General features: G+C 32.5%; 17 protein-coding genes. 8 read left to right on the top strand and 9 right to left on the bottom strand.

Annotation, left to right across the window (positions count from 1 at the left end; genetic code table 11):
• Positions 1-50: 50 nt before the first annotated feature.
• A complete protein-coding gene (phoB, locus tag K6112_03130) occupies positions 51-746 on the bottom strand; it encodes a phosphate regulon transcriptional regulator PhoB (GenBank protein ID QZP18346.1) in 696 nt (231 codons plus the stop codon).
• Positions 747-878: 132 nt separating this feature from the next.
• Here phoB and K6112_03125 point away from each other — a divergent pair, with 132 nt between their 5' ends.
• Genes K6112_03125 through nusB form a run of 3 tightly spaced genes read left to right on the top strand, consistent with a single transcriptional unit; the run spans position 879 to position 3343 of the window.
• Entirely contained in the window at positions 879-2432 is a 1554-nt protein-coding gene (locus K6112_03125; protein ID QZP18345.1) for an OFA family MFS transporter, read from the top strand.
• Between the two features lie 12 nt (positions 2433-2444).
• Positions 2445-2885 (top strand): 6,7-dimethyl-8-ribityllumazine synthase, encoded by a 441-nt coding sequence (ribH, locus tag K6112_03120; GenBank protein ID QZP18344.1) that lies wholly within the window; start codon positions 2445-2447, stop codon positions 2883-2885.
• Complete coding sequence (gene nusB, locus K6112_03115) at positions 2882-3343, top strand: transcription antitermination factor NusB (GenBank protein QZP18343.1); 462 nt, start codon at positions 2882-2884, stop codon at positions 3341-3343. The genes ribH and nusB overlap by 4 nt, the downstream gene beginning before the upstream one ends.
• Here the strand turns inward: nusB and K6112_03110 are convergent.
• Genes K6112_03110 through K6112_03100 form a run of 3 tightly spaced genes read right to left on the bottom strand, consistent with a single transcriptional unit; the run spans position 3340 to position 5159 of the window.
• On the bottom strand, positions 3340-4065 hold the full coding sequence (locus K6112_03110) for a UDP-2,3-diacylglucosamine diphosphatase (protein ID QZP18473.1): 726 nt from the start codon (positions 4063-4065) through the stop codon (positions 3340-3342). The two genes, nusB and K6112_03110, sit on opposite strands and share 4 nt — an antisense overlap.
• Positions 4062-4550: a peptidylprolyl isomerase gene (locus K6112_03105; protein ID QZP18342.1), complete on the bottom strand. Its 489-nt coding sequence runs from the start codon at positions 4548-4550 to the stop codon at positions 4062-4064. Before K6112_03105 ends, K6112_03110 begins: the two co-directional genes overlap by 4 nt.
• A 3-nt stretch (positions 4551-4553) precedes the next feature.
• On the bottom strand, positions 4554-5159 hold the full coding sequence (locus K6112_03100; GenBank protein ID QZP18341.1) for a peptidyl-prolyl cis-trans isomerase: 606 nt from the start codon (positions 5157-5159) through the stop codon (positions 4554-4556).
• 98 nt (positions 5160-5257) lie between these two features.
• On the opposite strand from K6112_03100, the gene cysS reads away from it, so the two are divergent.
• From cysS to K6112_03085, 3 genes are read left to right on the top strand one after another with little or no spacing between them, the layout of a single operon-like run.
• Positions 5258-6619, top strand: coding sequence for a cysteine--tRNA ligase (gene cysS, locus K6112_03095; protein QZP18340.1), 1362 nt, complete (start codon positions 5258-5260; stop codon positions 6617-6619).
• Positions 6619-7842, top strand: a complete 1224-nt coding sequence (argJ, locus tag K6112_03090; protein QZP18339.1) for a bifunctional glutamate N-acetyltransferase/amino-acid acetyltransferase ArgJ — start codon at positions 6619-6621, stop codon at positions 7840-7842. The genes cysS and argJ overlap by 1 nt, the downstream gene beginning before the upstream one ends.
• Positions 7823-8785, top strand: coding sequence for a Nudix family hydrolase (locus tag K6112_03085; GenBank protein ID QZP18472.1), 963 nt, complete (start codon positions 7823-7825; stop codon positions 8783-8785). Before argJ ends, K6112_03085 begins: the two co-directional genes overlap by 20 nt.
• A 4-nt stretch (positions 8786-8789) precedes the next feature.
• On the opposite strand, the gene K6112_03080 is transcribed toward K6112_03085, so the two are convergent.
• Genes K6112_03080 through coaE form a run of 4 tightly spaced genes read right to left on the bottom strand, consistent with a single transcriptional unit; the run spans position 8790 to position 10712 of the window.
• Positions 8790-9224 (bottom strand): copper chaperone PCu(A)C, encoded by a 435-nt coding sequence (locus tag K6112_03080; GenBank protein QZP18338.1) that lies wholly within the window; start codon positions 9222-9224, stop codon positions 8790-8792.
• A complete protein-coding gene (locus tag K6112_03075; protein QZP18337.1) occupies positions 9196-9366 on the bottom strand; it encodes a DNA gyrase inhibitor YacG in 171 nt (56 codons plus the stop codon). Before K6112_03075 ends, K6112_03080 begins: the two co-directional genes overlap by 29 nt.
• 6 nt (positions 9367-9372) lie before the next feature.
• Entirely contained in the window at positions 9373-10113 is a 741-nt protein-coding gene (gene zapD, locus K6112_03070) for a cell division protein ZapD (GenBank protein ID QZP18336.1), read from the bottom strand.
• Complete coding sequence (gene coaE / locus K6112_03065) at positions 10113-10712, bottom strand: dephospho-CoA kinase (protein ID QZP18335.1); 600 nt, start codon at positions 10710-10712, stop codon at positions 10113-10115. The genes zapD and coaE overlap by 1 nt, the downstream gene beginning before the upstream one ends.
• 73 nt (positions 10713-10785) lie before the next feature.
• On the opposite strand from coaE, the gene K6112_03060 reads away from it, so the two are divergent.
• Positions 10786-11127 carry a hypothetical protein gene (locus tag K6112_03060; protein QZP18334.1) on the top strand — a complete coding sequence of 114 codons (342 nt, stop codon included), beginning with the start codon at positions 10786-10788 and terminating at the stop codon, positions 11125-11127.
• Between the two features lie 8 nt (positions 11128-11135).
• Here the strand turns inward: K6112_03060 and K6112_03055 are convergent, their stop codons facing one another.
• Positions 11136-12104 (bottom strand): polyprenyl synthetase family protein, encoded by a 969-nt coding sequence (locus K6112_03055; GenBank protein ID QZP18333.1) that lies wholly within the window; start codon positions 12102-12104, stop codon positions 11136-11138.
• A gap of 190 nt (positions 12105-12294) precedes the next feature.
• Here K6112_03055 and rplU point away from each other — a divergent pair, with 190 nt between their 5' ends.
• Positions 12295-12609: a 50S ribosomal protein L21 gene (rplU, locus tag K6112_03050; GenBank protein QZP18332.1), complete on the top strand. Its 315-nt coding sequence runs from the start codon at positions 12295-12297 to the stop codon at positions 12607-12609.
• Positions 12610-12612 lie beyond the last annotated feature (3 nt).

Below are 12612 nucleotides of genomic sequence, written 5' to 3'. Positions count from 1 at the left end.
GGCAATTATTCTTTAATGTTAAAAATTAAATTCATTATAACTTTATATTTTTATGAGAGATGTTTTTCCGAAACGCTATAACCTGCACCCCGTATTGTTCTGATGATTTTATCATAGCCTTCATTTGCAAGGCAGGCACGGATTCTTTTGATATGAACATCAACTGTTCTATCATCAATTTCAGATTTATTTCCCCAGACTCTATCCATAATTTGATTTCTACTAAAAACTTTATTTAAATTTTTTATAAATAAGTGAAGTATTTTAAATTCAGTTGGCCCAATTTTAATTAGTTTGCCTTTGATAGTTAATTGATGCTGGAGGGGGTCCAAAGAAAGATCTAAAATATTTACTGGTTCATCAGTTAATTCAGGAGAGCTTCTTCGAAGCAGAGCATTGATTCTTGCGATAAGCTCTTTTGGGCTGAAGGGTTTGGTGAGATAATCGTCAATTCCAGAATTTAAACCCATAATTTTATTATCTTCCTCACTTTTAGCAGTTAACATGATAATTGGAATTTTTTTTGTATCAGAATTAGCACGCAGTCTTTTAGCAAAAGTAATGCCATCCATACCGGGCAACATCCAATCTAAAACGATTAAATCCGGTAATGTATTTTTGACTAGGCTGTCGGCAATTTCTGCACTGATTGCTCTTAGGGGATTAAAACCCGATTGATGAAGATTTAGAGCAATTAATTCTAAAATTGCATTTTCATCTTCTACGATAAGTATATTAGCTGCCATTATTTTATATTATGACATTAATATGACAAATTTATGACATTAATTAAGTATTTTTTTTTACATCCTGAATATTTTTTTTCATGTAGTATTATTAAAAAAAACAATTAAATAAAAATTCTAGGATATCTTTTCATGTTTGATTCTCTTGCAAAAAACAAAATTGTCGCAGATAAATCTTTTAATAGGTGGATGGTGCCTCCTGCAGCATTAATGATTCACTTATCAATTGGAATGATTTATGGGTTTAGTATTTTTTGGCCTGAACTTACAAAATTGGTAGGTACTGAATGTGGTGCCGATGTAAGTTTCTTTGAGCGCATTTTTATTACTTCGTGTGATTGGATGCGGAGTGATGTTGTCTGGACTTTCGCTATTGCAATTGTTTTTTTAGGACTGGCAGCAGCTCTATTTGGACATTGGTTAGAAAAAGCCGGACCAAGAAAGGCAGGCGTAGCTGCTGCTATATTTTGGGGTGGCGGTCTTATGGTGACATCCTTAGGAGTATCACTTCATCAATTATGGCTTATTTGGTTGGGTGCTGGTGTAATAGGCGGTATAGGATTGGGTCTTGGTTATATTTCACCTGTCTCAACTTTGATTAAATGGTTTCCTGATCGAAGAGGCTTAGCGACTGGAATGGCAATCATGGGATTTGGAGGTGGCGCTATGATTGGAATGCCTTTAGGAGATTATCTAATTAAAGCGAATGGAGTGGGAGAAACTTTTTTCATTATGGGATTAATATATCTTATTGCGATGACCATCGGTGCATTTGGATATCGTGTTCCTGCTGAGGGTTGGAAGCCAGAAGGGTGGAATCAGGTTGCAAGAAAAACAAACAATATGATTTCTTCAAGTCATGTTCATGTTAGCAATGCTCACAAAACTCCACAATTTTGGTTGTTATGGGGAGTTCTATGCTTAAATGTTTCTGCGGGTATTGGTGTATTGTCTGTCGCAAAGCCAATGTTTCAAGAGATTGCAGCGAGTAGTTTTGACCCACTTATTATAGGTGCAATTGCCACAGGATTTGGTGCATTGCTATCATTAGCCAATATTATAGGAAGAATTTTTTGGGCATCATCATCTGATTTTCTTGGCAGGAAGTTAACATATGCAATATTTTTTAGTCTAGGAACAGCGCTTTATTTGGCAGCTCCATGGGCAGGCATAAATCAATATATAGCTACTTTTGTTCTTATTACATTGGTTATTCTTACAATGTATGGAGGAGGTTTTGCAACGATTCCTGCTTATTTAGCGGATATTTTCGGAACACAACACGTTGGTGCTATTCATGGCAGACTTTTGACAGCATGGTCATTAGCTGGAATTGTAGGACCAATGCTTATTTCTTACCTAAGAGAATATCAATTAAGCATGGGTATTCCAACAGACCAAGCTTATAACTCAAGTTTTAAAATTTTGGCAATGCTTTTAGTTGCAGGCTTTATTTTGAATTTATTAGTTAAGCCAGTAAATAAAAAGTTTGGTATGACACCAGAAGAGTTAAAAGCTGAACAAGGTGCAATAAAAGGAACTCAAACCAATTCACCAGTAGTTGCATCTGTTACAAATACCTCAATGCAAAAGATTCTACTACCTCTTGCCTGGATTGTAGTTGGAGTGCCTATCACTTTAGGAATTCTTAATGCCCTACAAAAAGGTATAATCATCTTTCTTTAAACTAAGGATTAAATGTTGAGCAAGAAAGATATTAAAAGCTTAAATGTAGGTATTGTTTATTCTCGTTTCAATGAGTCCGTTGTAAAAGAGTTGCTGAATTCCTGTGTCGACCAGTTAATACATGAGGGTATTGATGAAAATCATATTTTGAAAAAAGAGGTTCCAGGCGCACTTGAAATTCCAATGATGATCAATGCTTATGCAACAAAAAAAAAGTTTGATGTACTAATCGGTGTTGGAGCCGTAATTCGGGGAGAAACATATCACTTTGAGGTAGTATCCGATCAATCAGCTAACGGTCTAATGCAAGTTCAATTAAGGCATAACATTCCGGTTATTAATGCAATTATCACTACAAATTCAGGCGAAGAAGCTTTTGCGAGGACCAAAATAAAAGGTAAAGAAGCTGCTGCCGGTGCTATTGAAATGGCTTTATTAGTAAGTGATATATGACTTTAAAACCAAAACCACAATCAAGAAAAAAAAAGATCAACAATAGGCGTAAGTCACGAGAATTGGTCATGAAAAGTGTTTATCGGGGTCTCGTAAATCAAATTGATATCACTCAAATTAAAAAAGACATACAAGATGACCCAGACTTTATTCGAGCAGATCAAGACTTGTATGAAGAAATATTATCTGGAGTCTTTAAAAATATTGACTCTTTAAAGCAAGAAATTGAATCATATATTGATAGAAGTTATGAGGAACTAAGCCCAATTGAGTTATCAATTATATATTTCTCATTATATGAACTTAAGTATTCTATGTCCGTACCATATAAAGTGGTTATAAATGAAGCGGTTGAAATTGCAAAAACCTATGGTGGGGCGGATGGCTATAAATATATTAATGGAATACTTAATCAAGCTGCCAAAGCAAATAGAGTTAATGAGGTAAAGAGAGCTTAAATCTTAATATTTTTTAATTTTCCCCTTTCCCAAAGTAAAAAACTTCCTGATTCGTGCCAATCGCTTAAAACCACTCTCTTTGATTCAAGCCCGTTAATTTTATAGGTATGAATTTTTGGTCGATGTGTATGTCCGTGAATCATTATGGGAGGATTATTAAATTCATTAAATAATTTTTTTACAGCAAGTTCATTAACATCCATGATCTCTTTATTTTTAGAACTTTTATCATAGTTACTTTTCTTCCTAGCAAAGTTAAATATACAATCCTTTAAATATTTTGGAAACAATAAAAAACCCTTTTTACTAATCCAAGATCTTGAAAATTTTCTAAACCTTTGGTATTTCTTGTCATCTGTACATAAAGTATCCCCGTGAAGGATAATTGCTTTTTCTTTTCCAAGCTTAATTAGTTGGTGATCTGGAAGAATAGTGATATTTGTTTCTTTAGCAAATTTTTTACCAATTAAGTAATCTCGATTTCCACAAATAAAAAATATTTTTGATTTATTGGATACTTGTTTCAATAAAGCAATAACCTTTTTAAATTGATTGGTATCATCACCTGGCCACCAGTCAAATAAATCACCTAAAATAAAAATATTTGGATAATTTTTAACATAGTTATTTATGAATGAAACAAAGTAGGCTATATCTTTTTTGGACGAGTCATCAAGATGAATGTCTGAAAAAAATATAGCGCTATCTTTTATATGAATCAGGCGGAAGCTTCCTCTATTATGATATGTTCATTAGGAACGTCTTGATGACCATTTGCAGAACCAGTTGATACCTTTGCAATTTTATCTACGACATCCTGTCCCTCAATAACCTTACCAAAAACGCAGTACCCAGCACCATCTTGGCCAGGAAAATCTAAGAAATTATTATTATTTACATTAATAAAAAATTGCGATGAGGCTGAGTCTGGATCCTGTGTTCTTGCCATTGCGATACTATACTTTTCATTTTTAAGCCCATTATCGGCTTCATTTTTGATAGGTGCGTCAGTCTGTTTTTGTGACATATCTTTTGTGAATCCGCCACCTTGAATCATAAAGCCATCTATGACACGGTGAAATATAGTGTCATTAAAAAAGCCTTTACTAACATAGCTTTCAAAGTTCTTAACAGTGATCGGGGCTGCCTTTTCATTAAGCTCCAACACGAGTGATCCTAAATTTGTTTTTATAGTTACGTTACTCATAAATTATTTGACCTTTATAGAATTAATTTTAACTGTTTTGATAGGAACATCACCCATCCCATTCTTGACTCTTGTTTTTAATTTACCGATCTTGTCGACAACATCTTGACCTTCAATGACTTTTCCAAAAACACAGTAACCAGGATTACTTTGTCCTGAGTAATCCAAAAAATCATTATTTTTAACATTTATAAAGAATTGAGAGGTTGCAGAATCTGGTATTGAAGTTCTTGCCATAGCAATGGTGTACTTTTTATTTTTAAGGCCGTTATCAGATTCAATTTTGATTGGCGCATCAGTTTGTTTTTGTGACATATCTTTTGTGAATCCGCCACCTTGAATCATAAAGCCATCTATGACACGGTGAAATATAGTGTCATTATAAAAACCTTTATTAACATAACTCTCAAAGTTTTTGACAGTGATGGGTGCTTTCTCAGGGTATGTTTCTATAACAATATTTCCTTTGGAAGTATTTATGAGAAATTGAACATTTTTTTCTGCGAAAATACTTGTGCTTACAAAAGATAATAAAAAAATAATAAACAGTTTTAAAGTGTATTTCAAAATATAACTCCAATTGTATTTGTAGGTTAACGTAATTAGCATAAATTCTGCGTGTTATAATTTTTGCATATTTAATGCGAAATCTATCATATATTAATTTCGTCTACCAATAAAGGAGAGCCCTTCAAAGTTTATTTATTATGCTTTCAATCTACAACACCTTAAATAATAAAAAAGAGATTTTTAAATCTATTGAGCCTAGTAAAGTCAAGATGTATGTCTGTGGAATGACTGTTTACGATTTCTGCCATATTGGACATGCGCGCGTCCTAATTGTATTTGACATGATCACAAGGTGGTTAAGAGAAAGTGGGTATGAGGTGACCTATGTAAGAAACATTACAGACATTGATGACAAAATCATAAAAAAAGCGATTGTTGATAATGTTGACTATAAAGTTATAACAGAAAATTTTATCAAAGAGATGGATCACGATGCTGAACAACTCGGTATTATTCCGCCAACGCTAGAACCAAAGGCTACAGATCACATAGAAGAAATGATAAAGATGATTGAGGATTTAATAAGTAAAGGATATGCCTATAAAGCTGATAATAATGATGTCTTTTATGCAGTCTCAAAATTTGAAAGTTATGGAAAATTGTCCGGAAAATCACTTAAAGACCTGAGAGCAGGGTCTAGGGTAGAAGTCGATGAATTTAAAAGAGATAACAATGATTTTGTTTTATGGAAGTCAGCTAAACCAAATGAACCATCATGGGACTCACCATGGGGAGATGGGAGGCCTGGTTGGCATATAGAGTGTTCGACAATGAGTAACAACCTGTTAGGCCAAACCTTCGATATTCATGGTGGTGGGCAGGACCTTCAATTTCCACATCATGAAAACGAAATTGCGCAATCTGAAGCTGTTAATAGCTGTCAAATGGCTAACTATTGGATTCATAATGGATTCGTAAAGATAGATGATGAAAAAATGTCAAAGTCACTAGGTAATTTCTTTACAATTAGAAGTGTTTTGGAAAAGTATCAGGCAGAGGTGGTGAGATTTTTTATTTTAAAGGCCCACTACAGAAGTCCCTTGAATTTTTCTCAAAAAAACCTTGATGAATCAAAGCAAGCAATTACAAAGCTTTACCTAAGTATTAGAAATTCAAAAGCGAACAAAGAATACAAGATTAATTGGAATTTAAAATATGCCAATGATTTTAAAAAAGCGCTGAATGATGATTTTAATACTCCTGACGCGATAGCAGTCCTTTTTGAGCTAGCTTTAGAAATAAACAAAAATCAAAATATTGAAGATATTAATTTATTAGTAAAATTAGGAAACGTAATTGGCATTTTAAGTCACGATGCTGAAGATTTTTTACAGGATAATCTTAGCGAAGAAATTGACGTGGAGGGTATTATAAAGCAGAGAGACAAAGCAAAAGCTGCTAAAGATTATCATACGGCAGATAAGCTAAGAAATGATTTACTCGAAAAGAATATTTTAATTGAAGATACTCCTTCAGGGACTGTTTGGAGAAGAAAATAATGGCCATTAATTTGAAAAAAATATTAAAGAATGATATCAATAATATAAAGGGACTTAGATTAGGAATAACAAATGCCGGTATCAAGGATGATGCATCAGATTTATTAGTTGTTTCACTTCCAGATAACAGTTCCGTTGCTGGTTTATTTACTCAAAATCAATTTTGTGCAGCCCCAGTAATAGTATCTAAAGATCACCTAGCGCAAGGTGACAATATTAGGGCGCTTGTCATTAATAGTGGTTGTGCGAATGCGGGAATGGGCCAACAAGGTATGGATGATGCAAAAACAGTTTGTAAGTCCTTGGCAAAGCATCTTGATATAAATGAAAGACAAGTTTTATCATTTTCAACAGGACTCATTATGTCAAAATTACCAGTTGAAAAGATTGTCAAAGCAATACCAAATGCTTTAAATGATTTGAATGAAAATAATTGGTTTGAAGCTGCAGAATCAATCATGACTACAGATACAGTTCCCAAAGTATATTCAAAAGTTATTAATCTAAAAGATAGAGATGTCACTATCACAGGGATATGTAAGGGATCTGGCATGATATATCCAAATATGGCAACGATGTTAGCTTTTATAGCGGTTGATATAAATATCCCTAGTGACTTACTGAATGAACTCATTTCTGAAGTTTGTGAAAAAAGCTTTAATTGTATTTCTGTTGATGGGGACACATCTACAAATGACTCATTTATTTTAATGAGCATACCTGCAGATAAAGGTTTTATGCTGAAAAAAAATAGTGATGATTATCAAAAAATTAAAGTAGCTATTTTTGATGCGGCATCCTTTCTAGCGCAATCAATCATAAGAGATGGAGAGGGAGTAACAAAATTTTTAACAATATCTGTAACTAAATCATTAAGCCATAATGAGGCAAAGATGATTGGAATGGCTATAGCAAATTCACCACTAGTAAAAACAGCTTTTTTTGCCTCAGATGCAAATCTTGGCAGAGTGCTATCTGCGATTGGTAATAGCCAAGTAAATGATCTTGATTTAAATAAGATTGATATTTATATAAATAAAATTTTATTTGCTAAGGCAGGGGCAATTTCAGATCCATTTGATGAAATAAAAATTTCATCAGAGATGAAAAAAGATGAAATAAGCCTTCATATAATGCTTGGAAGAGGTACAGAAGAAGCTACGATATGGACAACTGATCTATCACATAAGTATATAGAAATTAATTCTGAATATAGAACATAACAATAAAAATATCCAAGTCGCTGTTGGAATTCTTAAAGATTCCGATGGTAAATATTTATTGGGAAAAAGACTAGATTCTCAAAGTTGGGCAGGTTGGTGGGAATTTCCTGGAGGTAAATTAGAGATCAATGAAAGCCCGTCTGAAGCACTAAGAAGAGAGATCTTTGAAGAGCTTGGTGTTGTCATCAAAAAATATAAACAATGGACAACAAGAAGGGTGGTTGAAAAAAATAAAATAACAATCCTATATTTTTTCTTAATAACCTCATGGACGGGGATGGCAGAGGGAAGGGAAGGCCAAGAATTACAGTGGGTTAATTTAAAAAAATATAACGCAACAAAAGTTTTACCGCCAAATCAAGTTATTCATCATGCCTTAAAAAATAACTTACCTGATATCTACGCAATCACTAATTTGCAAGAAATATCATCTGACAATTTTTTTCAAGCACTAAAAAGACAGGTTAATGATGGTCTCAGGCTTATACAGATAAGAGAGAAAAATCTCATAGAAGCTGAGTTAGAAGCTTTAATCATTCGAATAAAAAAAATACTTCAACATACCAATGTAAGAATTATAATTAATTCATGCATAGACTTGGCTTATGAATATAAACTGGATGGCGTGCACTTGAATTCAAAACAATTGCACGAATTAAGTCATTTCCCTAAAGATTTACTGGTGGGCGCTTCATGTCATTCGGAAAATGATCTTATGGTGGCCGAGGAAAAAAATGCAGATTTTGCAGTTCTCGGATCAGTTAAAGAAACCCTCACTCATCCTGGTATTGAACCTATCGGTTGGGCAAAATTTAATAAATTAGTTGCTAACTCTAATATACCAATTTACTCAATCGGAGGTATGACGAATAATGATATTCCATCATCTTTTGACCATGGCGCGATAGGAATTGCTTCTCAGCGAGCTATATGGTCTAAATAGATTATTATTTAACAACAAACTTAAATACTTTTGTTATTTTATTGTCTTTGTCATCCTTAAAAACAAAAGTTAGATCTAAATTTTCCCCAGGCTTTAATTTTTCTACAATACCAAACAACATCAAGTGGTCATTACCCGGCGACAAAACTAATGGAGAGTTAGGCCCTAATTTCGGCTCAATTAATTTCCGCATTTCCATGACACCATAAGTCATCTTCATTGAATGTAACTCAATATTTTTAAAATTTTTATTGGAAACCTCTATAATCTTAAGGTTAGTAGTAGCTTTAATTGTTGCAAAACCAGCCGTAACATCAACACCTGGCCTTGGCATTTTTATAAATGCCTTTGAAACTGTTATTTCATCTACACCAAAGGCAAATGATGAAATTAAAATTAATGTAAAAAAACTAAGCTTCATTTTCAGATGACGTATCATTTTCTTTTCCTTTAATAGTAAATTGTTCTGAAGCCCAAGCGCCAAGGTCTAATAGCTTACATCTATCAGAACAGAAAGGATTACTTGGGTTATTTTGAATGTAGTTAAAAATCTTTGAGCATGTTGGACAATGTTTTTTCATAAAAGACTACTGTTGACTAACACCCATCTTAAATTTTATCTTTTTCCCAGTATCAGTGTTTTTCGTAAGAGACGAAAATTGAATATTTATAGTATATTTATTAGATGTTAAATTAGGGTATAAATCCATTTTTTGTGGGAGTTGAAGTTGAATAAAGTCATGTTTAAATGAAGGATTTAATTGATAGTTTACTAGACCATTTTTGTTACTTTCTATAGATTCCAATTTGACTGAATCTCTTAAAGTATTCAAATAGGTTGTGATGCTATTAAAAATAGGTAGGTAGGGATCTATCTTGCTAAAAAAATATTGCTGTTTGGCTTTCGGACTTAATTGCTTCAACCAGAGTTGTAGCTGAGGAAGATCGCTACTCACAATGCCGGTTGGAGATAATGAAGAGGTCTTGATCTCTTGTAAAAACTTATCATTACCAAAAAAATTTCCTTGTGGTAAATTTATTTTACTCAAACTCTTTTTTGCATCCATTAATTTTTTAATTTGATTTATAATTTTTTTAGTTTTATTCAATTGCTTTTTTTTTAAAATAAGCTTGTCAAGTTCTTGTGAAATTTCAATTTTTATATCTGCCCTGGACGATGTAGAACGTATATTAAAATATGATTCAAAGCAGGCAACTTCTGAAAAGTTAGTCATATTTTTAATTTGAGTATTAAGTCTTATGAAAATATTCTCAATAGACATAAGCCTTCTTGTTCTCTCATTAAGAGGTAATTCAAATTTGTACATTAATTTATATCCTTGAGTAATTTTTTATAATAGCTATCTAATTGAGTTTTCAGATGGTTAATATTTCCATCATTCACAATTACTTTATCCGCTAATAACTGTTTCTCTTGTCGATTCATTTGGTTCTTAATAATCCTATTGGCTAATGCCTTTGAAACGCTATCTCTTTTCATAACGCGCTCAATTTGTATTTCAAGGTCGCAATCAATTAATAAGGACTCATCAATAAGACTTATATAATTCTTTGTTTCAAAGAGCAGTGGAATAACTAATACTATATATTTTTCATGCTTAAATTTATTTAATTGTTTACTGCATTCTTCAAAAATAATTGGATGTAAAATTGATTCAATTCTTTTTTTTAAATCTAATGATGAGAATATCTCTTCTCGAAGAAGCTTTCTATCAATTGCCCCTTTTGTGTCTATATATTTTTCACCAAATTCTTTTTTAATTTCTATATAACCAAGCTCACGCGGCTTCATAAGATCATGGGTGATTTGATCAAGGTCAATAATTTTTAAACCTAGTCTTTTAAGTATTGTTGCTGCAGCACTTTTACCTGAACCTATGCCACCAGTTAATCCAATAATAAACATAGTTAACCTTTATATTTTTTAAACTATCCCCATATTAATGATAATGATTATATGATAACTTATAAGTATAGGTATGAAAGATAATATAAAAAATAATAAGCTTGATAATGATAATTTGCTCTTATCTGATGCAGTAATCTGTAAAGTTGAGTTAGATTTAGGTAAGTGGCTTGAGCAACTGACTGGTGGAATTGGCTGGGAAATATGGTCAGAATCAGAGAATGAACATTATGTCTCTTATCATCTGAAGTTTAAACAACAAAATGCAGAAATAACGCTATATCATTCTGGTCATGCATCGGTCTTAATTGATGAAAAGCCAGTTTTTGATGGTGACCTAATCGAAAAAAGAAATCCAATTGCTAAATTAAGCTATTACAATATTGATGATGGTGAAAAAATTTCACTTCATTGATTAAACTTTTAAACGGATCTAAATAATGAGAATCTAGCTAGCTTTAATAAGCTGTCTTGGTATTTTTTATTATGCTTTCCATCAAGAAGAACTTCAATTTTATTTAGGTGCTGTTTTGAAATTCCTTTAATCTCATCTATTGCACCACTTTTTTTAATTAGCGATACTATGCTTGGCAAATAATTAATATCACCTGTTTTAATAGCTCTAGTAAGGATTTCCCTATCTTTACTATTCGACATTTTTATTGTGAGTATTAATGGAAGGGTTACTTTACCTTCTCTAAGGTCATCACCTATGTTCTTTCCAATCTCATTTGAATTCCCAGAATAGTCAAGAATATCATCAGCTAATTGAAAGATAATTCCAAAATGTTTGCCAATTGTTGAATAAAGCTCAACTTGGTTTTGATCTTTATTATTAATGATCGCTGCAATTCTCCCGCAAGCCTCAAAAAGTTTTGCAGTTTTGAACTCAATAACCTCGAAATATTGTGATTCATTTATTTGAGGATTATGGCTATTTATAAGTTGAAGCACCTCACCTTCAGAAATTTTATTCGTAGCATCGGCAAGAACCTGCATTACACTCATGTTATCTATTTTGACCATCATTTGAAATGAACGAGAGTATAAAAAATCTCCAACCAAAATACTTGCTGAATTACCAAAGACTGTATTAGCAGTTTGAATATTTCTTCTTTTTGTCGACTGATCAACAACATCATCATGAAGCAACGTGGCTGTATGAATAAATTCTATGATGGAAGCTACTTCATGATTAGATTCAGTTATTTCACCATCTAGACCAGCTAATAATAAGTGGAAAATAGGCCTCATTTTCTTTCCCCCACTATTCAAGATATAGGTTGATATCTGATTAATTACCGGTATGTCAGAGCTTAAATGACTTTTAATTACTTTATCAACGAAATTAAGGTCTTTATGAATAGGTTTTGTGATTTCTTTGAGATTCACTATGTGTCTTGGTAGTCTACTGAATGTGATCAAATTTTAACATACGTAAAAATAAATGAGCAGATAAATGAATCAACATATTTTAAGTCAAAAATTAGATCAAGCTATGATCAAGCCATTGTAATTAATTGATAAATTATTATTTTTTCAGTATAATCGCGGTCTAATTAAAGATATAAAGGTCGTTCTGATGTATGCATTAATCAAGACAGGTGGTAAACAATTCAAAGTTTCAGAAGGACAACTTCTGAAGGTAGAAAAATTAAGTGCTGAGGTTGGTAAGCCATACAGCATAGACAACGTTTTGTCTGTAATTGATGGGGAGAAAGTTACTATAGGAACCCCTTTAGTAAAAGGCGCAGTTGTGACTACTACTGTCGTATCGCATGGCAGAGGTGATAAAGTTAAAATATTTAAGATGAATAGAAGAAAGCACTATAAAAAATCTCAAGGCCACAGACAGAGTTTTACAGAAATTAAGATTGATAAAATAACAGTAAAATAAGGA

The sequence above is a fragment of the Methylophilales bacterium genome, from assembly GCA_019823025.1.
Taxonomy (GTDB): domain Bacteria; phylum Pseudomonadota; class Gammaproteobacteria; order Burkholderiales; family Methylophilaceae; genus BACL14.
Note: the sequence above shows the minus strand (reverse complement) of the source record. Positions and strands in the feature narration are given on the sequence as shown.

Excerpts from the sequence above, each read along its gene's own strand:
- K6112_03060 (QZP18334.1), top strand. The coding sequence starts at position 10,786 with ATGAAAGATAATATAAAAAATAATAAGCTTGATAATGATAATTTGCTC.
- phoB (QZP18346.1), bottom strand. The coding sequence starts at position 746 with ATGGCAGCTAATATACTTATCGTAGAAGATGAAAATGCAATTTTAGAA.
- K6112_03125 (QZP18345.1), top strand. The coding sequence starts at position 879 with ATGTTTGATTCTCTTGCAAAAAACAAAATTGTCGCAGATAAATCTTTT.
- zapD (QZP18336.1), bottom strand. The coding sequence starts at position 10,113 with ATGTACAAATTTGAATTACCTCTTAATGAGAGAACAAGAAGGCTTATG.
- coaE (QZP18335.1), bottom strand. The coding sequence starts at position 10,712 with ATGTTTATTATTGGATTAACTGGTGGCATAGGTTCAGGTAAAAGTGCT.
- K6112_03075 (QZP18337.1), bottom strand. The coding sequence starts at position 9,366 with ATGAAAAAACATTGTCCAACATGCTCAAAGATTTTTAACTACATTCAA.
- K6112_03105 (QZP18342.1), bottom strand. The coding sequence starts at position 4,550 with ATGAGTAACGTAACTATAAAAACAAATTTAGGATCACTCGTGTTGGAG.
- K6112_03100 (QZP18341.1), bottom strand. The coding sequence starts at position 5,159 with ATGCTAATTACGTTAACCTACAAATACAATTGGAGTTATATTTTGAAA.
- nusB (QZP18343.1), top strand. The coding sequence starts at position 2,882 with ATGACTTTAAAACCAAAACCACAATCAAGAAAAAAAAAGATCAACAAT.
- rplU (QZP18332.1), top strand. The coding sequence starts at position 12,295 with ATGTATGCATTAATCAAGACAGGTGGTAAACAATTCAAAGTTTCAGAA.
- K6112_03080 (QZP18338.1), bottom strand. The coding sequence starts at position 9,224 with ATGATACGTCATCTGAAAATGAAGCTTAGTTTTTTTACATTAATTTTA.
- ribH (QZP18344.1), top strand. The coding sequence starts at position 2,445 with ATGTTGAGCAAGAAAGATATTAAAAGCTTAAATGTAGGTATTGTTTAT.
- argJ (QZP18339.1), top strand. The coding sequence starts at position 6,619 with ATGGCCATTAATTTGAAAAAAATATTAAAGAATGATATCAATAATATA.
- cysS (QZP18340.1), top strand. The coding sequence starts at position 5,258 with ATGCTTTCAATCTACAACACCTTAAATAATAAAAAAGAGATTTTTAAA.